Annotated in this window: 10 protein-coding genes; 9 read left to right on the plus strand and 1 reads right to left on the minus strand. The window is 70.1% G+C overall.

What is annotated here, in order from left to right; genetic code table 11:
- Positions 1-24: 24 nt before the first annotated feature.
- The 9 genes from JOD54_RS01065 to JOD54_RS01105 all read left to right on the plus strand — a co-directional run bounded on the left by JOD54_RS01065 (position 25) and on the right by JOD54_RS01105 (position 15,677).
- On the plus strand, positions 25-1,560 hold the full coding sequence (locus JOD54_RS01065) for a PucR family transcriptional regulator (protein WP_204448748.1): 1,536 nt from the start codon (positions 25-27) through the stop codon (positions 1,558-1,560).
- Between the two features lie 157 nt (positions 1,561-1,717).
- Positions 1,718-2,833: an alanine dehydrogenase gene (gene ald / locus JOD54_RS01070; protein ID WP_204448749.1), complete on the plus strand. Its 1,116-nt coding sequence runs from the start codon at positions 1,718-1,720 to the stop codon at positions 2,831-2,833.
- Positions 2,834-3,439: 606 nt separating this feature from the next.
- Positions 3,440-3,640 (plus strand): hypothetical protein, encoded by a 201-nt coding sequence (locus JOD54_RS01075; protein ID WP_092778259.1) that lies wholly within the window; start codon positions 3,440-3,442, stop codon positions 3,638-3,640.
- Between the two features lie 7 nt (positions 3,641-3,647).
- Positions 3,648-4,112 carry a hypothetical protein gene (locus tag JOD54_RS01080; RefSeq protein ID WP_239573243.1) on the plus strand — a complete coding sequence of 155 codons (465 nt, stop codon included), beginning with the start codon at positions 3,648-3,650 and terminating at the stop codon, positions 4,110-4,112.
- A 127-nt stretch (positions 4,113-4,239) separates the two neighbouring features.
- A complete protein-coding gene (locus JOD54_RS01085) occupies positions 4,240-5,691 on the plus strand; it encodes an ABC transporter ATP-binding protein (RefSeq protein ID WP_204448750.1) in 1,452 nt (483 codons plus the stop codon).
- The gene (locus JOD54_RS01090; protein WP_204448751.1) at positions 5,691-6,593 is read left to right on the plus strand and encodes an ABC-2 transporter permease; all 903 of its coding nucleotides are present in this window, start codon (positions 5,691-5,693) and stop codon (positions 6,591-6,593) included. The genes JOD54_RS01085 and JOD54_RS01090 overlap by 1 nt, the downstream gene beginning before the upstream one ends.
- A 99-nt stretch (positions 6,594-6,692) precedes the next feature.
- On the plus strand, positions 6,693-10,469 hold the full coding sequence (locus JOD54_RS01095) for an ABC transporter ATP-binding protein (RefSeq protein WP_204448752.1): 3,777 nt from the start codon (positions 6,693-6,695) through the stop codon (positions 10,467-10,469).
- 1,232 nt (positions 10,470-11,701) lie between these two features.
- Positions 11,702-15,433: a multifunctional oxoglutarate decarboxylase/oxoglutarate dehydrogenase thiamine pyrophosphate-binding subunit/dihydrolipoyllysine-residue succinyltransferase subunit gene (locus JOD54_RS01100; RefSeq protein ID WP_204448753.1), complete on the plus strand. Its 3,732-nt coding sequence runs from the start codon at positions 11,702-11,704 to the stop codon at positions 15,431-15,433.
- 64 nt (positions 15,434-15,497) lie between these two features.
- Positions 15,498-15,677 carry a DUF6104 family protein gene (locus JOD54_RS01105; protein ID WP_204448754.1) on the plus strand — a complete coding sequence of 60 codons (180 nt, stop codon included), beginning with the start codon at positions 15,498-15,500 and terminating at the stop codon, positions 15,675-15,677.
- On the opposite strand, the gene JOD54_RS01110 is transcribed toward JOD54_RS01105, so the two are convergent.
- On the minus strand, positions 15,674-18,412 hold the full coding sequence (locus tag JOD54_RS01110; RefSeq protein ID WP_372440384.1) for an NACHT domain-containing protein: 2,739 nt from the start codon (positions 18,410-18,412) through the stop codon (positions 15,674-15,676). The genes JOD54_RS01105 and JOD54_RS01110 overlap by 4 nt on opposite strands.
- Positions 18,413-18,480: the final 68 nt, after the last annotated feature.

The raw sequence follows: 18,480 nt of genomic DNA on the forward strand, positions 1-18,480 counted from the left end.
ACCGTGGCGCCAGGAGGTGGCGCGATGATCACGGTGCTCGGTGTGGTCGACCGGATGGGCCCCACGCTGCTGCGCACCGCGCACGTCCTGGACCCGGCGCCGACGGTGACCGACGTGGTGATCGCCGAGACGGTCAAGCGGACCCAGGTGTCCTCGGGCGACCTGGTGCTCGGCGTCGCGGTCGCCTCGACGGCCGACGCGGTCGAACTGGTCGGCCACTGCGGGGCGCACGGGGCGGCCGCGGTCCTGCTCAAGCCGCCGCACGCCGCGCGCACCGCGGTGCGCGCCGCCGCGCAGAAAGCCGGGACCGCGCTGGTCGAGGTGCACGCGGCGACGGCGTGGGCGCAGTTGGTGTGGCTGCTGCGGTCGGTGCTCGACGCCGCGGCCGACGAGGCGACCGACGCGCTCAACCCCGGGCCGTTCGGCGACCTGTTCCGGCTCGCCGACGCCGCTGCCGCCGTGGTGGACGCGCCGGTGACCGTCGAGGACGCCAACTCGCGGGTGCTGGCCTACTCCGCGCGCCAGGACCGCACCGACTCGGCCAGGGTGTCGACGATCATGGGTCGCCGGGTGCCGGACGACGTGCTGGCCCGGTTCCGCTCCCGCGGCGTGTTCCGCGAGCTGAGCCGGGGCCGGACCGCGATCTTCGTGCCCGCGCAGAAGGACGGCACGCTGCCCCGGCTGATCGTGCCGGTGCGGATGGGCGGCGAGCTGCTGGGGTCGATGTGGGCGGTCGTGCCGGGGCCGGTGTCCGACGAGCGCGCCGCCGCGTTCGCCGACATCGCGCCGGTGGTGGCGCTGCACCTGCTGCGGCGCCGGGCCCGCGAGGACACCGACCGGGGGCGGTCGGCGGAGCTGGTCCGCTCGGTGCTCGACGGCACCGGCAGCGCGCGGCTGGTCGCCGCCGAACTCGACCTTTCCGACGAGCCGCACCGGGTGGTGGCGATCGATGCGCAGTCCGACGACCCCTTGTCCGAGGGCGTGCGGCTGGCGTTACTAGAGCGACTGACCGAGGGCGTAGGGCGGCGTCCGGCGGTCGCGGACCTGCACGGCGTGCTCTACGCGATCGTGCCGGACTGCAGTGGACGCGGCGGGTGGCCCGCGCTGCGGGAGGCCTTGGCGGAGCTCGCGGGCCCTCTTGCGGCCGCAGGCAGCGCGGTGCCGGTGAACGACCTAGCGCGGTCGCGAGCCGAGGCCGACGAGGCGCTGAGCTTGCTGCGCGCGGGCCTGGTCCCCGGGCCCGTGGCCGCGCACGACGAGGTGTGGACCGTGCTCGTGCTGCACCGCACCGCAGTCGTGTCCACCGGAGCGGGGGTCGCCCACGTGGGTCCCTTGGCCTACCTGCGCTCCCGCGAGGACGCCGACTGGTACCTCGACACGCTCTACGAATGGCTGCGCCACCCCGGCGACCCGCGCGCCGCGGCCGCCGCGTTGACCATCCACCCGAACACGCTGCGGTACCGGATGGCCCGCATCACCGCCGCGATCGACGCCGATCTGGGTGACCCGAACACCCGGCTGGCGCTGCTCATCCAGCTCGTCGCGCTCCGCTGGGGATGACCCGACCAGTCGGGGTAGCCCGTCGGTGACTGTGCTGCGGGCACAACGGAGCACGAATACTCTCGGTGTGGCAGAACGATGACAGTCGCTCTGCGCTGCACGACCGTGGTACACGACACCCCAGATGGCCTAGCCACGGACCCGAGAGGACAGCCCGGTGAAGATCGCCGTTCCCCGTGAGATCAAGAACCACGAGTACCGGGTGGCGCTGACCCCCGCCGGGGCGCACGAGCTGACCTCCCGCGGCCACGACGTGTTCGTCGAGGCGGGCGCGGGCCTTGGCTCCGCGATCACCGACGAGGAGTACCTCGCCGCGGGCGCGAAGGTCCTGGCCACCGCGGACGACGTGTGGTCCGAGGGCGAGCTGGTGCTCAAGGTCAAGGAGCCGATCGCGGTCGAGTACCCGCGCCTGCGCGCCGGTCAGACCCTGTTCACCTACCTGCACCTGGCCGCCGACGAGGCGCTGACCAAGGCGCTGCTGGCCGCGGGCACCACCGCGATCGCCTACGAGACCGTGCAGACCGCCAACGGCGCGCTGCCGCTGCTGGCCCCGATGTCCGAGGTGGCGGGTCGGCTGGCCCCGCAGGTCGGCGCGTTCGCGCTGATGAAGCCCTCCGGTGGCCGCGGCGTGCTGCCCGGTGGCGTGCCCGGTGTGCTCCCGGCCAAGGTCGCGGTCATCGGCGGCGGCGTCTCGGGCGTGAACGCGGCCACGATCGCGCTCGGCCTCGGCGCCGAGGTCACCGTGCTCGACACCAACGTCGACCGGCTGCGCCAGCTCGACGCCCAGTTCAACGGCCGGGTCCGCACCCTGACCTCGAACCGCTACGCCGTCGAGCAGGTGGCCAAGGAGTCCGACCTGGTCATCGGCGCGGTGCTGGTGCCGGGTGCCAAGGCCCCGACGCTGATCTCCAACGCGCTGGTCGCGCAGATGAAGCCGGGCTCCGTGCTCGTCGACATCGCAATCGACCAGGGCGGCTGCTTCGAGGACTCCCGCCCGACCACGCACGCCGAGCCCACCTACCCGGTGCACAACTCGATCTTCTACTGCGTGGCGAACATGCCGGGCGCCGTCCCGAACACCTCGACCTACGCGCTGACCAACGTGACGCTGCCCTACGCCGTCGCGCTGGCCAACCAGGGCTGGCACAAGGCCCTCACCGGTGACCGGGCCCTGGCCCTCGGCCTCAACACCCACCAGGGCCACCTGACCAACGCCCCGGTCGCCGAGGCCCACGGTCTCCCCAGCACCCCCCTGGAATCCGTTCTCGCCTAAGACCCCACTGCCGCCCGGCCCCGGTGCCTCGGTGCCGAGCAACACCCCACCGGTCGGCAAGCGAGGCGTACCGGCTCCCTGCAGCAGGCACCAGAGAGCCGGTACGCCGCCCCCAAACACCACCCACCGCAATAACCTGGCCAAAAACCGCCATCTCCTTGCACAAGTAAACATTCCCCACCCCCCAAGAATTTCACCCCCAAGGGTGACCAATTCCCACCAGCAAACCCCCAAATTCCCAGCAACCACCCCGAGCTCAACTCTCGTCGAACCTCAGGGATCCACGCTGGTACCGCCACCAACCGCACCGTCGGGGGTCCGGGGGGCTCGGCCCCCCGGGAGAAATGGCCGACAACCCCGCCCGCGCTCTCTGCGGGCAGGGTTCGCCTGTTGGAGGCGGCCCGCTCAACCAGCCTGGGGGTCACTGGGAGCGGGCCACCGGTTCCTAGTTTATGCGCATTCGGTCTTGGGCGCCGCATCGGGGGTGCGGTGTGTCGTGATTACTTGTCGGAGGGCATTGGGCCCCATCGGGTGAGAATGCTCGCGATGGGGTGAATCGGCCGGTGGCGGCTTGGGTGCCGCCCGGGTTCGGTCGATGTTTGTTCGGTGACTGAGCCTCGGTGGTGTGTCGGGTGCCACGACCCCTTCGGCAGGGACCGGGCGTTGACCGTGCTGGTGGAGGACGACCGGGTGGTGCTGGTGCCGCCGCCGGGGGCGTCCGCTGTGCTCTCCGCCCAGCAGACGCGGTCGCTGGGTCTGGTGCTGGACCAGGCGGCTGGTCGGGCGCTCGACGGCGCGGCGGGCTGATCCGGGCATGTGGCGTGCGGGTGGTGCCGACCGCGAGCGGGGCGGGGACGGCGAGCCCGATGACGGTGTCGACCCGCTGCGGGCCGCGGTGCTGCGCCGGTTGGCGCTGTTGGACGAGGCGGCCGATTCCGCCGACGCGACGACGTTGTTGCCGCTGGCGCGGGCGGAGATCAGCAGGTTGGCCGATGGGTGGCGGCTGCTGCTGACGGTGCACCAGCCCGACGAGGAGGGCCGCTGCGAGGCGTGCCCGGCGGGTCTGCGCGGCAAGCGGTGGCCCTGCCAGGTGTGGCGGATGGCCCACGAGCACCTGATCGGCGAGGGCGTCCCGCACCGGGAGCGCAAGCGGCCGCTGCGCAACCCCTTCGCGAGGCAGGCGCGGTTGGTGCCGCCGGAGTCGCCGTGCGAGGTGACCGCCCGGATACCCGTGGTGAGGGATGGCCACCAGGGCGAACGCCGAGCTGACGCGGGGTGACGATCGGGCCGGACCGGGGTGAACGGTTCGGTCGGGTTCGCCGGTTTTCTTGGCCAGGTCGTCACCGGCCGGGGTGGGCATGGGGCAAGATGTCCGCCACGACGGGGCCGGCGAGCTGGAGGAGCCTGTGCAGGACGGTAGTGGCCGCATCGTGGTGCGTGGCCTGACCAAGAACTTCGGTCAGGTGTCCGCGGTGCAGAACCTGAGCTTCCAGGTGGAGCCGGGGTCGGTGACCGGGTTCCTCGGGCCCAACGGTGCCGGTAAGACGACGACGCTGCGGATGCTGTTGGGGTTGGTGAACCCGACCGCGGGTGAGGCGACCATCAACGGGCAGCCGTTCCACCGGCTGGGAAACCCCGGTCGCGTGGTCGGCGCGGTGCTGGAGGCCCAGGGCTTCCACCCGAAGCGTTCGGCGATCGATCACCTGCGGGTGTACGCCGCGGCGATGGGGCTGCCCGACCAGCGGGCGATCGAGGTGTTGCAGCTGGTCGGCCTAGGCGGCGCCGCAACGCGTAAGGCCGGTGGATTCTCGCTGGGCATGAAGCAGCGCCTAGCGCTGGCGACCGCGCTGTTGGGCGACCCGCAGGTCTTGGTGCTCGACGAGCCCGCCAACGGGTTGGACCCGGAGGGCATCGCGTGGCTGCGGTCGTTCCTGAAGTCCTTCGCCGCGACCGGGCGCACGGTGCTGATCTCGAGCCACCTGCTGGCCGAGGTGGAGCAGACCATCGACCAGGTCGTCATCGTCAGCCGCGGTCAGACCGTCTACTACGGCAGCCTCGACGACCTGAAGCGCTCGCAGCAGAGCCGGGTCCTGGTGCAGCCCGCCGACCCGCAGGCGCTCGCCGCCGCGCTGCAGGAGGCCGGGATCACCGCGGTCACACCGCTGCCGGACGGTCGGCTCGCGGTCGTGGACGCCACCGTGCAGCAGGTCGGTGACATCGCCAGCAAGGCGGGCATCGCGCTGTACGGGGTGCAGGAGGAGCAGGCCGACCTCGAGCAGCTGTTCTTCCGGTTGACCAGCGGCCAGTGGACCGCGCAGCAGGGGTACGCGCCACCCGGGTTCGACAGCGGGCAGCAGGTGTCGGGCTTCGGTTCGCCGCTGCCGCAGGCGACCTACCAGGCCGGTCCGCAGGCGGTGCAGTTCCCGCAGCAGCAGCCGTACCAGCAGGGGTACCCGCAGCAGCCGGGCTACCAGCAGCAGGCGCCGCAGTACGGGGGCTACCAGGCACCGGTGGCGCCGCAAGCGCCGCAGTACCAGCAGCCGTACCAGCAGGCCCCGCAGGCGCCGTACCAGCAGACCTCGCCCTACCAGGCGCCGCAGCCCACGTCGCCCTACCAGGCACCGGTTCCGCCTGCCCCGCAGGCGCCTCCGGTGGCACCCGCGCCCGAGTCGCAGCCGCCGAGCGCGTTGAGCGAGGAGCAGCCGACGCAGGCGGTCGCCGACGCGCCGAAGCCGGTGGAGGTGGCGCCCGCGCCGCCGCCCCCGGACGTGCAGGCACCGACAACACCCGACACACCTGAAGCACCCGGTGGCGAGACTCCCGGCCAGGGCTCGACCGGCGAGGGGGGCAAGGCCTGATGGGCACCCTGATCACAGCGGAGTTCCGCAAGATCCTCACCACCAAGCTGTGGTGGGCACTGCTGATCCCGGCGCTGGCCGTGGCGTTCCTGGCCGCGTGGGGCTGGGCGGCGCTGGCCACCGAGATCGCCGACCAGGTCACCAACGACTCGACCTTCCGCAGCTTCGGCGTGTCCATCGACGAGATCTCCTGGTCGGTGATCGCGCTGACCAGGGCGATGAACCTGGCCTCGATCTTTCCGATGATCTTCGGCGCGATCGGCATCGCCTCGGAGCTGCGGCACCGCACCATCACCACGACCTTCCTGACCGGGCCGACCAGGGCGGCGGTGCTCGGCGCCAAGGCGGTCACCTACGTCATCTGGGGCCTGATCTACGGCGTCGCGGTGGCGCTGCTGGTCAGCGCGGGCACCGCGGTCGGCTCGGGCAGCAGCTACCTGCCCGAGGGCAAGCAGTGGTTCCTGGTGGTGCTCGCGGGGATCATCCAGATCGTGCTGTGGACCCTGATCGGTCTCGGGGTCGGCGCGCTGATGGGCTCGACGACCGGCGCCATCGTGATCCTGCTGGTCTACTCGCTGGTGGTCGGCCCGTTCGGTGAGCTGCTGCTGGCCGGTGGCACCGACACGCCGCACCTGGCAGGCGTGCTGCCCAACGGCTCGGCCAACGGGCTCACCGGGTCGACGGCCTCGGCGTTGCTGGTCGACCAGCTGCAGACCCTCGTGCTCGACCGGGGCGGGGAGATCAGCGCGTCCTCGCACGAGCGGATCGACACGGCGATGCGGGTCGTCGCCGGTGCGCCCGGCGCGTTCTCGCTGTGGGTCAGCGGGCTCATCTTCCTGGGCTGGACCGCGCTGTTCTTCGGTCTCGGCCTGCTGCGCAACGCCCGCCGCGACATCACCTGAGCCACCGCGGGCGCGTGGAGTTGTCCACAACCCGCGGAGTTGTCCACAGGCCGAGGCCGTCCTCCCCGCGGAGGGCGGCCTCGTGCCTACTCTGGCCGGGTGACGACCTCCCCCGGCTGGATCCGCCGACTCAGCGCCGCCTGCTGGCGGCACCGCGCCCTGGTGCTGCTCTCCCTGGCTGCCTCGGTGGTCGGCGTCGGCTTCCAGGCGGTGGGCCCGCTCCTGGTCAAGTACGTGGTCGACGGCGCGGTGGCCGGGCACACCGACGGCCTGGTCGGGTTGGTCGCCGGGCTGGTCGGGCTGGAGGTGCTGACCTTCGCGAGCGCGTTCGCACGGCGCTACCTCGGCGGCAGGCTCGCCCTGGACGTGCAGCACGACCTGCGGCAAGCGGTGTTCGGGGCGGTGCAGCGGCTCGACGGCGGCAAGCAGGACGCGCTGCGCACCGGGCAGGTGGTGTCCCGGTCGATCACCGACCTGCAGCTGGTGCAGGGCCTGCTGATGATGGTGCCGCTGTCGGTGGGCACGGTGGTGTTCGCGCTGCTGGCGCTCGCGGCGATGTTGTGGCTCTCGCCGCTGCTGACCGTGGTCGCGCTGGTGGTGACCCCGGTGGTGGCCGTGGTGGCCGTGCGCAGCAAGTCGCGGCTGTTCCCGGCGACCTGGTCGGCGCAGCAGAGCGCGGCGGACGTGGCGCAGCGGGTCGAGGAAACCGTCACCGGGGTGCGCGTGGTGAAGGGGTTCGGCCAGGAGGCCAAGGAGGTCAGCAGGCTGGAGAAGGCGGCCCGGCGGCTGTTCGCCGAGCGGATGCGCAGCGCCAAGATCACCTCAAGACCGGCGGCGACCCTGGTGGCGATGCCCGCGGCCGGGCAGGTGGCCGTGCTGGCCCTCGGCGGGTACATGGCGCTGCGCGGGCAGGTCACGCTGGGCACCTTCCTGGCGTTCGCCGGGTACGTGGCGAACCTGGTGGGGCCCACCCGGATGCTGGCCAGCCTGCTGGTGAACGCGCAGCTGGCCAGGGCCGGGGTGGAGCGGGTGTACGAGCTGGTCGACTCGCAGCCGGACGTCACCGAGAAGGCGGACGCGGTGGCCGTGCCGCCCGGTCCGGTCGCGGTGGAGCTGGACGACGTGCGGTTCGGGTACACGCGCAGTGAGCCGGTGCTCGACGGGGTGAGCCTGCGGATCTCCCCCGGGGAGACGCTGGCGCTGGTGGGCACGGCCGGGTCGGGCAAGTCGACGGTGTCGCTGCTGCTGCCCCGGTTCTACGACGTGCAGTCCGGGGCGATCCGGGTCGGCGGGGTCGACCTGCGGGACTTGCGGTTGGCGTCGCTGCGGCGCGCGGTCGGGGTGGTGTTCGAGGAGGCGTTCCTGTTCTCGGACACAGTGGGCGCCAACATCGCCTACGGCAGACCGGAGGCCACCACCGCCGACATCGAGGCAGCGGCGCGGGCGGCGCAGGCGCACGAGTTCATCGAGGCCCTGCCCGACGGGTACGACACCGTGGTCGGCGAGCGCGGGTTGACGTTGTCGGGTGGGCAGCGGCAGCGGGTGGCCCTGGCCAGGGCTCTGCTGTCGGACCCGAGGGTGCTGGTGCTCGACGACGCGACCTCGGCCGTGGACACGCTGACCGAGTCGGCCATCCACGAGACGCTGCGCGCGGTGACCGCGGAGCGGACGACGTTGCTGATCGCGCACCGGCGGTCGACCTTGGCGCTGGCAGACCGCATCGCGGTGCTCGACGGCGGCAAGCTGGTCGACGTCGGCACGCACGCGGAGCTGACGGCGCGGTGCGAGCTGTACCGGTCGCTGCTGGCCGGGCCGGGCGAGGCGATCGAGCAGCCCGCCGAGACGGCCGACCTGGTGCCGGGGCCGAACGGGATCACCCCCTCGCTGTGGCCCGAGACGGCTCCGGAGGCCCCTGCGGCGGTTCGGGCGGCGGAGCCCGTGATGCGCCCCGGGGCCGGGCATGGGGGCCGGATGGGCGGTGGGGCCGCCGCCGCGGCGGTGAGCGGCACGCCCGCGACGGAGGAGTTGCTGGCGCAGGTGCGTGCGCTGCCGCCCGCGGTGGAGGTGCCCGACCTGCGCGGTGAGGACCCGACGGCGCCGGACCCGGGTTTCCGGCTGCGCGGGTTGCTGCGGCCAGCGCGGTGGGCGTTGGCCGTGGTGCTGGGGTTGGTCGTGCTGGACTCGATCACGGCGGTGGCGATGCCCGCGCTGTTCCGGCACGGGATCGACGCGGGCGTGCTGACCGGGGCGACCGGGGTGCTGTTCGTGGTCACGGTACTGGCGGCGGGGCTGGTCGTGGTGATGTGGCTGAACACGGCGGTGACCACGGTGCTGACCGCGCGGGTCGGCGAGCGGCTGCTCTACCTCCTGCGGGTGCGCAGCTACGCGCACCTGCAGCGACTCGGGCTGGACTACTACGAGCGCGAGCTAGCCGGTCGGATCATGACCCGGATGACCACGGACGTGGACGCGCTGTCGACGTTCCTGCAGACCGGGCTGACGACGGCGGTAGCCAGCGTGGTGACCGTGGTCGCGGTGACGGTCGCGCTGCTGGTGACAGATCTGTCGCTGGCGCTGGTGGCGCTGGCCGTGCTGCCGGTGCTCGCGGTCGCGACAGCGATCTTCCAGCGGCTGTCCTCGGCGGCCTACACCGAGGCAAGGGAGCAGGTCAGCGCGGTCAACGCGGACATGCAGGAGAACGTGACCGGCTTGCGGGTGGCGCAGGCGTACACCCGCGAGGAGGTGTCGGCGCGCCGGTTCGCCGAGCGCAGCGACGCCTACCGGCGGACCAGGCTGCGGGCGCAGCGCTACATCGCGACGTACTTCCCGTTCGTGACCATGCTGTCCGGGCTGGGTCAGGCCGCTGTGCTGGTGGTGGGCGCGACCCGGGTGGCCGACGGCGACCTGAGCCCGGGGGTGCTGCTGGCGTTCCTGCTGTACCTGGGCCTGTTCTTCGCGCCGGTGCAGCAGCTGTCGTCGGTGTTCGACGGGTACCAGCAGGCCAGGGTCGGGCTGCACCGGATCGGCGACCTGCTGCGCACGCCCACCTCGGTGGTCCCGCCCGCCGACCCGGTGCCGGTGCCGGACCGGCTGGCCGGGGCGGTGGAGCTGCGGGACGTGACCTTCACCTACCCGGGGACCGACGTGCCTGCCGTGTCTGGGGTGTCGCTGCGCGTGCGTCCTGGTGAGACGGTCGCGCTGGTCGGGGCCACCGGGGCCGGGAAGTCCACTCTGGTCAAACTGGTGGCCCGCTTCTACGACCCCACCGACGGCGCCGTCCTGGTCGACGGCGTCGACCTCCGCGGCTACGACCCGTCGGCGTACCGGTCCAGGTTGGGCGTGGTCCCGCAGGAGGCGCACCTGTTCACCGGCGACATCGCCCGCAACGTCGCCTACGGCAGACCGGGCTCGCCGCCACCGATCATCGAATCCGCCACCAGGGACGTCGGTGCGCTCCCGATGGTCGCCACCCTCCCCAGCGGCTTCCGCCACCCCGTCGGCGAACGCGGCCAAGGACTCTCAGCGGGCCAGCGCCAACTCATCGCCCTGGCCCGCGCCGAACTCGTCGCCCCGGACATCCTGCTGCTGGACGAGGCCACCGCCGCCCTGGACCCGGCCACGGAGTCCGCGGTCCTGCGAGCGAGCGAACACATCACCACCCACCGAACCACCTTCGTCGTGGCCCACCGCCTCGCGACCGCCGCCAGAGCCGACCAGATCCTCGTCCTGGCCAACGGCCGCATCGTCGAACAGGGAACCCACGCCGACCTGCTAGCCGCAGGCGGCCACTACGCCCGCCTCTGGGAACTGGGCACCCTCGACCCCCACACCTCCCCCACAGCCGCCCCGATCACCGAACCCGCCCACGGCTCATAGCCACCGGCGGGGCCGCGCCCGACGGGCACGGCCCCGCCGGGAGTCGGGCAGTCCCCACCGATGAGCGGCTGCCCAGGACAACGGCCGAGGACGGCCACACCGCTGCCTTAACGCCAGTCACCCGCTTGCTCGCCAAGGCGCTTCTGCTGCCGCCCCCAAGCGGTCCCGGCACTGCGGCTGATCATGGCCGCACCCAGGTGCCGCTTCCCGCAGAGTCCGCGAACCCCAGCTGAGCCACAGAGCGGCCCAACCAGACCAACGCCCGCTGGCTCGTCAACGCGCCCCCACCGCACTGCCGGGACCGTTCAGCCAGAAGCTGACCACGGCGCCACCCGCCCACACCGAGTCGGCACCCCACGCCCACCCACACCACCAAGCGGCATCCCTCGAACCGACGTCCACAGACTCAGCAACGCACTCCCCTGCACCCGCCCAGGCGGATCACCCCAGAAGCTGACCACGCCGCCACCCACACCACCGAGCGGCACCCCAAGCCGACATCCACAGACTCGGCAACACGCTCCCCTGCACCTGCCCAGTCGGGATGCCCCCGCAGAGCCCGCAAGCCCCAACGGAAGCCCCGAGCGGCCAACCAGACCTGCGCCCGCAGGCACATCACCGCGCCCCCACCGCACGGCCCGGGGCAGTTCCTCCCCATCCGACGGTCACCCCCGTCGAGCCCAACGACGCCAGAGGGCTAGCCGAATGGCAGCACCAGGCGTGCGGTGCGATCGGCTGGTCACCTCGGCAGGGGGGTGCGGCCAATCGGCACCCACGGTGGTCGCGGTCGACCGCCGTTTCGAGGTGGCGAACTGATCGGTCACCGAGAGGTCTGCCGGTCGACTGTTCGCCGGGCACGACCACCGGCGCGTCGAGGTTTTCCCGTGCGGTGGCGGGGAAACCTCCCGGTGCCCGCGCGGGCGGCGGGCGGTGACCGTTCGGCTTCCGCTCCTGGATGTCTGGCGTGTGCCCGGGGACCACTCGGCGACCGTTCGGCGATCACTCAAGGGGGTGATCCGGCACCAAAGAGGGGTCCACACAGCGGGAAGAACTGCCTACCACGGGGGCGACTTACCGCACATGATCGGTTCCTCAAACGATTCAGTAGGCGGCGCCACACATGAGCTGCGCCACGGCCGGTTGGTTGAGTAACCACCGTCCTGACCGGGGGACTAGCCTGACGGGGAGTGTGTTCAGGTCGAGATCGAGATGGATAGAGGCGAGAGTTAGCCGTGTCCAGCAGCAGTCCCGCGTCACAGTTCGGTGCGAACGAGTGGCTCGTCGAGGAGATGTACGAGCAGTTCCTCGCCGACCCCTCGTCGGTAGACCCCGCGTGGCACGACTTCTTCGCGGACTACAAGCCAACACCCCGGGCGGCGACCCAGGGTGCCGCGCAGGCGAAGACCGCGGCCGACGCGGGCACCGCGAAGACCGCGGCGCGACCGGCGCCCAAGGCCGCAGCGCCGACACGGGCGCCTGAGTCGACGAGCACCTCCCCCGCCGCGCAGGCGCCCAAGCAGGCTCCCCCGTCCGGCAACGGCAAGGCACCGGCGGCCGCGACGCCGCCGCCCGCCGCCAAGGCGCCCGCGGCCAAGCCCGCCGCCAGCGGCGAGGAGGAGCGCAAGCCGCTGCGCGGGGCAGCTGCCGCGATCGCGAAGAACATGAACGCGTCGCTGGCGCTGCCGACCGCGACGAGCGTGCGCGCGGTCCCGGCGAAGCTGCTCGCGGACAACCGCATCGTGATCAACAACCACCTGAAGCGGACCAGGGGCGGGAAGGTCTCCTTCACCCACCTCATCGGCTACGCCATGATCCGGGCGCTCGAGGCGTACCCGAACATGAACCGGCACTACGCCGAGGCCGAGGGCAAGCCGCAGGCGGTCACCCCCGCGCACGTCAACCTGGGCCTGGCGATCGACCTGCCGGGCAAGGACGGCAGCCGCAACCTGGTCGTCGCCTCGATCAAGGGCTGCGAGGGGATGTCCTTCCAGCAGTTCTGGCAGGCCTACGAGGACCTGATCCGCAAGGCCCGCGGCGGCACGCTCACCGCGGACGACTTCGCGGGCACCACGATCTCGCTGACCAACCCGGGCGGCATCGGCACCAACCACTCGGTGCCCAGGCTCTCGGTCGGCCAGGGCGCGATCCTGGGCGTCGGCGCGATGGAGTACCCGGCGCCGTTCCAGGGCGCCAGCGACAAGACGCTGATCGAGATGGGCATCAGCAAGATCATCACGCTGACGTCCACCTACGACCACCGGATCATCCAGGGCGCCGAGTCCGGCGAGTTCCTGCGCGAGATCCACCGCCTGCTGCTGGGCGAGGACGGCTTCTACGACGACATCTTCACCTCGCTGCGCATCCCCTACGAGCCGATCCGCTGGACCGCGGACCTGGCCGAGGGCCCGGTCGACAAGACCGCGCGGGTGATCGGCCTGATCGACGCCTACCGCACCCGCGGTCACCTGATGGCCGACACCGACCCGCTGAACTACCGGCAGCGCAAGCACGAGGACCTCGACGTCCGCTCGCACGGGCTGACCCTGTGGGACCTCGACCGCGAGTTCCCGGTCGGCGGGTTCGCGGGCAAGGAGCGGATGAAGCTGCGCGACGTGCTCGGCGTGCTGCGCGACTCCTACTGCCGCACCGTCGGCGTCGAGTACACCTACATCCTCGACCCGGCCGAGCGGCGCTGGATCCAGGAGCGGGTCGAGGTGGCGCACGAGAAGCCCCCGGCCGCGGTGCAGAAGTACGTGCTGAGCAAGCTCAACGCCGCCGAGGCGTTCGAGACCTTCCTGCAGACCAAGTACGTGGGGCAGAAGCGGTTCTCGCTCGAGGGCGGCGAGTCGGTCATCCCGCTGCTGGACACGCTGCTGGACAAGGCCGCCGAGTACGAGCTCGACGAGGTCGTCATCGGCATGCCGCACCGGGGTCGGCTCAACGTGCTGGCCAACATCGTCGGCAAGCCGATCGCGCAGATCTTCCAGGAGTTCGAGGGCAACCTGGACCCGGGCCAGGCGCACGGTTCCGGCGACGTGAAGTACCACCTCGGCGCCGAGGGCAAGTACTTCCGGATGTTCGGCGACGGCGAGACCCGGGTGTCGCTGACCGCCAACCCCTCGCACCTGGAGACCGTCGACCCGGTGCTCGAGGGCATCGTGCGGGCCAAGCAGGACCTGCTGAACAAGGGCGACGCCAGCGGTGTCGGGTTCTCGGTGCTGCCAGTCGCGCTGCACGGTGACGCCGCGTTCGCCGGTCAGGGCGTGGTCGCCGAGACGCTGAACCTGGCGCTGCTGCGCGGGTACCGCACCGGCGGCACCGTGCACGTCGTGATCAACAACCAGGTCGGGTTCACCACCGCACCGGAGCACTCGCGGTCCTCGCAGTACGCGACGGACGTGGCGAAGATGATCCAGGCGCCGGTGTTCCACGTGAACGGCGACGACCCGGAGGCGTGCTACTGGGTGGCGCGGCTGGCGATGGACTACCGGCAGACGTTCAACAAGGATGTCGTGGTCGACCTGGTCTGCTACCGCCGCCGCGGCCACAACGAGGGCGACGACCCCTCGATGACTCAGCCGGGCATGTACGACATCATCGACACCAAGCGCAGCGTGCGTAAGGGCTACACCGAGTCGCTCATCGGCCGCGGGGACATCTCCGTTGAAGAGGCCGAGAAGGCGCTGCGGGACTTCTCCAGCCAGCTCGAGCACGTGTTCAACGAGGTGCGGGAGCTGGAGAAGCACCCGATCTCGCCGAGCCCGTCGGTCGAGCGCGACCAGCAGGTGCCCGCGAAGCTGTCGACCGGCGTGGACCGCTCGGTGCTCGAGCGCATCGCCGACGCGCACGTGAACCTGCCGGACGGCTTCACCGTGCACCCGAGGGTCAAGCCGGTGCTGGAGCGCCGGGAGAAGATGGCCCGCGAGGGCGGCATCGACTGGGCCTACGGCGAACTGCTGGCGTTCGGGTCGCTGACCCTGGAGGGCCGCATGGTGCGGCTGGCCGGTCAGGACTCGCGCCGAGGCACCTTCACCCAGCGGCACGCCGCGGTGATCGACCGCAAGACCGGCCGCGAGTACCTGCCGCTGCAGAACCTGTCCGACGACCAGGGCAAGTTCATGGTCTACGACTCGGCGCTCTCGGAGTACGCGGCGCTGGGCTTCGAGTACGGCTACTCGGTGGCCAACCCGGACGCGCTGGTGCTGTGGGAGGCGCAGTTCGGCGACTTCGTCAACGGCGCCCAGTCGGTGATCGACGAGTACATCTCCTCGTCGGAGGCCAAGTGGGGCCAGGTGTCGGATGTGGTGGTGCTGCTGCCGCACGGGCACGAGGGCCAGGGCCCCGACCACACGTCCGGGCGCATCGAGCGCTGGCTGCAGCTGTGCGCCGAGGGCTCGATGACCGTGTCGGTGCCCTCGACGCCTGCGAACTACTTCCACCTGCTGCGCCGCCACGCCCTCGACGGCGTGCAGCGCCCGCTGGTGGTGTTCACCCCGAAGTCCATGCTGCGCAACAAGGCCGCGGTCTCCCCGGTCGAGGACTTCACCGGCGACACCCGCTTCCAGTCCGTCATCGACGACCCCACGACCCCGGACCCGGCCGCGGTCAAGAAGATCCTGTTCGTCTCCGGCAAGCTCTACTACGAGCTCGCCGCCGAACAGGCCAAGCGCGCACTGACCGACGTCGCGGTCGTGCGGGTCGAGCAGCTGTACCCGGTGCCGCAGCGCAAGATCGGCGCCATCTTCGACCGGTACCCGAACGCGGCGGACATCCGCTGGGTCCAGGAGGAACCGGCCAACCAGGGCTCCTGGCCCTTCTACGGCCTGGCCCTGCCGGAACTGTTCCCCGACCGCGTCACCCGCATCACCCGAGTCTCCCGCCGCCCCATGTCGGCCCCCTCGGCCGGGTCGAGCAAGGTGCACGAGCTCGAACAGCGCTCACTGATCGAAAAGGCCTTCGACTAACCCCAGATCGTCAACGGGGCCGCCGGTTTCCCCCGGCGGCCCCTCTCATTTCCAGAGGACCCCCATGTACTTCACCGACCGCGGCATCGAAGAACTCGAGACCCGCAGGGGCGAAGAAGAAGTAACCCTCGCCTGGCTAGCCGACCGCATGCGCGCCTTCGTCGACAACAACCCGGAGTTCGAAACCGCCACCGAACGCCTAGCCACCTTCCTAGCCCGCGACGACGACGACATCGACGACTAACCGCGGATAATCTCAACCTCCGCCCGCACCCCTTCCAACCCGGATGCAACTATCGGGTCGCAAAGGATCACCTTCTTCAGTGTCGAGATACTCGCCACACACTCAAGATTGACGGTCTTGCTAGAAACTAGCAGGTACTGCAGCGGGAGCGCCTCAGCCCCAGAAAGGTTCGCGTCGCAATCACCTGCCAGTACCAACATAGCCACACGCGGAAATATTCGAAAGAGTTCGCCAAGGCCATCCAAACTTGACGCCGCCACCACCGTCAGACTCTCCACGCTAAGTATAGGCTCAACACCCCCTAGCCCGGAAATGCCGGGCGATGTCAACACTATTCCGAAACGTTTCAAGTCCCGCATAGGCGTGAGATGCGGGATTATTTCAGCACCAAGTACCATAACATTTTGGCGAGTATGCGGCGACTTCAACATAACTTGATTTACATAAGTTTCTGGATCAAAGAGTGAGCTTGCAAAGCACACACCGTAATAGACTTCTTTTCGGGCATCTTGCGCATAAGCAGCCAATATCGGTAGCGCAGCTTGCGAGTCAGTGAGAGCTGCCAGGCGGATTACAAGATCGGCACTCTTGCTAGGAACTTTATTGAGATCTTTCGGCAGAAACCTTAGAACTTTCTCGCCAAGGGCGCCAAGCACCTCCACCTCGTCAAAACTTCGGGGTGGGATCAGGTGGCGCTCGATCGCCGCATCGACCCGCTGCCGAGCTGGAGCGGCGATGTCAGCGACAGTCTCCAGGCAGGCCGCGCCGAGGAGGCGGAGGCGGCGGGCGCGCCTGTCGCCTTGGTCGGCTCGATCGAGTATGCCGTTGATCAACTCATCGGCCTGCTTCGCGGTGGCGTGGCCGCACGCCATCACGATGGTTTCGCGCCAGGTATCCAGGTGTGCCTGCCCGACCAGTGTTTCGATGTGGTGCTGTTGAATCGCTTCATCCGCAGCCAGGTACTCCTGGAACGTTCGGTGGATGAAGTCCACCTTGCCGGGAACTGGTGAGCGCAGCACGCCGCTGCGTTCAACGAGGTCGGTCAGCAGCGCTTCTGGGCTTCCATCGACCTTCGGCATCTCGGGCAGCTTCCGGGTCAGATGCGCGAGTGCCTGCTCATCGCGCATCTCGGCCCGGCTGCCCAGAGTCATCCGCCATGCCAGGTCACGCAGAAGAACCCGCTTCTGGGCGTCGGACAGCAGGCTCGGGATACCGCGTTCAGCGTCACGAAGGTGGAGCAGCATCGACAGCGCGGTCCGGTAGAGGTCCATGCGGTTGCGTGGAAGCTCCGACTTGCGGACCAAGTTGAGGGCGCAGAGCATCGCGCACAGGAGTGGAGTGGCGGCGAGCTCGCGTAGGTGCGGATGCTTCATCTGCCCCTGCAGTCTCCTCTCGGCGCTCCTATCCGACTGGCCTGCCGCCTTGTGCCAGCGTTCGATGAAGTCGTGGACGTTCGCGGGACTCATCGGTTCGAGACTGATCGCGGTGAAGCTGGTCAGCCATCGCCGCTGCGCTGCTGCGGTCCGCGAAGTCACAACGACCCGGGTCTCTGGATAGGTGTCGAGCAGACCCGTCAGCCAGGTCTTGACCCCCCTTCGCCGAGCCGGTGGGACTTCGTCGACTCCGTCGACCAGCAGTAGTGCGCGTCCCGAGGCCAACTGTCGGTGTGCCCATCCACTAGGCATGGCGCCCGCCACCTGCGGAGTGGTGTCGTGGGCGAAGCGCTCTGGTCCCGGCAGGTCTCCAGCGGCGTGCGAGCGGAGTCGGATCACGAAGGGCACTAGGCCGTTCCAGTCGACCAACGAACCCGTCAGCTCGTGTTGAGCAGCGCGGACAGCCAGCCAGTGCACAAGCGTGGTCTTGCCGGACCCCGCTTCGCCCCGCAATAGCACCCTGCGGTGCCCTCCGATGGCCAACTCGACCGGAAGCGCTTGGCTATGCTGGTGGCCGAGGTGCTCCACGAGCTCCTTCGGCACCAGCGGAGCACTCGCGCGACGCGAGTCGCTCAGCGCGCTCAAGCTGAGATAGGCGGCTGTCAGCTTGAGCGCCGGTTGCTTGTCGTCGGGAAGACCGACGAGTTCCAACCGATCGAGCGTGCGCACAAGAGCCGTCAGGTACTCGGCTTCGAACGCCTCATCGCTGCCGTCCGCAGTACGCAAACTGGTCAGCGGAACACGGCTGAGCAGCGCATCGATGGTATCGGCCAGCCCGGTCAGTCGGGCCAGAACTTCGGAGAGCGCCGCAGGTTGGAAGGACGGCAGCGAGTGGAGGACTTGCACCAGATAGCGGCAAGACTGATCCAGTACCAGGTTGTAGACAGGCCAGGCGGCTGGATCCAGGGCCGCGGTGCGCGGTCGATCGGGGAACTGCCGCCGGATGAGCTTGGCCAACTTCTCGGCGTCCGCATCGACCTCGAACAGCACCTCATCGGTGAGGTCGGCGTCATCGAGAACATCAGTCACCGCCAGAATCGCGGCTTCAACCTCGTTGTCGGGGAGATGGCCGAAGCGCGCTTGGACGACGGGCGCCAACTGTTCAGCAGCGTACTGGCCGATGCTGTCCACCAGCCGGGTGACCTTGGAGCGCTGCATCGGTCTCGTCAGCTCGGCATTGACGAGCTGGACCAGCGTCGCTGTCCGAACCTTCTCCTTCTTGCGCCCACTCAGCCAAGTCTTGGCCGCAAGAGTGGCGATGGTTGAACCGAGCTTCAGGGCGGCGGATTCGATGCCGGTGATGGTGGCCTCCGGTGATCAGCGGGGCAGCCACAATACCGGAGGGCCGCGCGGGCGCTGGGGCACCCGCG

Source organism: Actinokineospora baliensis (assembly GCF_016907695.1).
In the GTDB taxonomy this organism is placed as follows: domain Bacteria; phylum Actinomycetota; class Actinomycetes; order Mycobacteriales; family Pseudonocardiaceae; genus Actinokineospora; species Actinokineospora baliensis.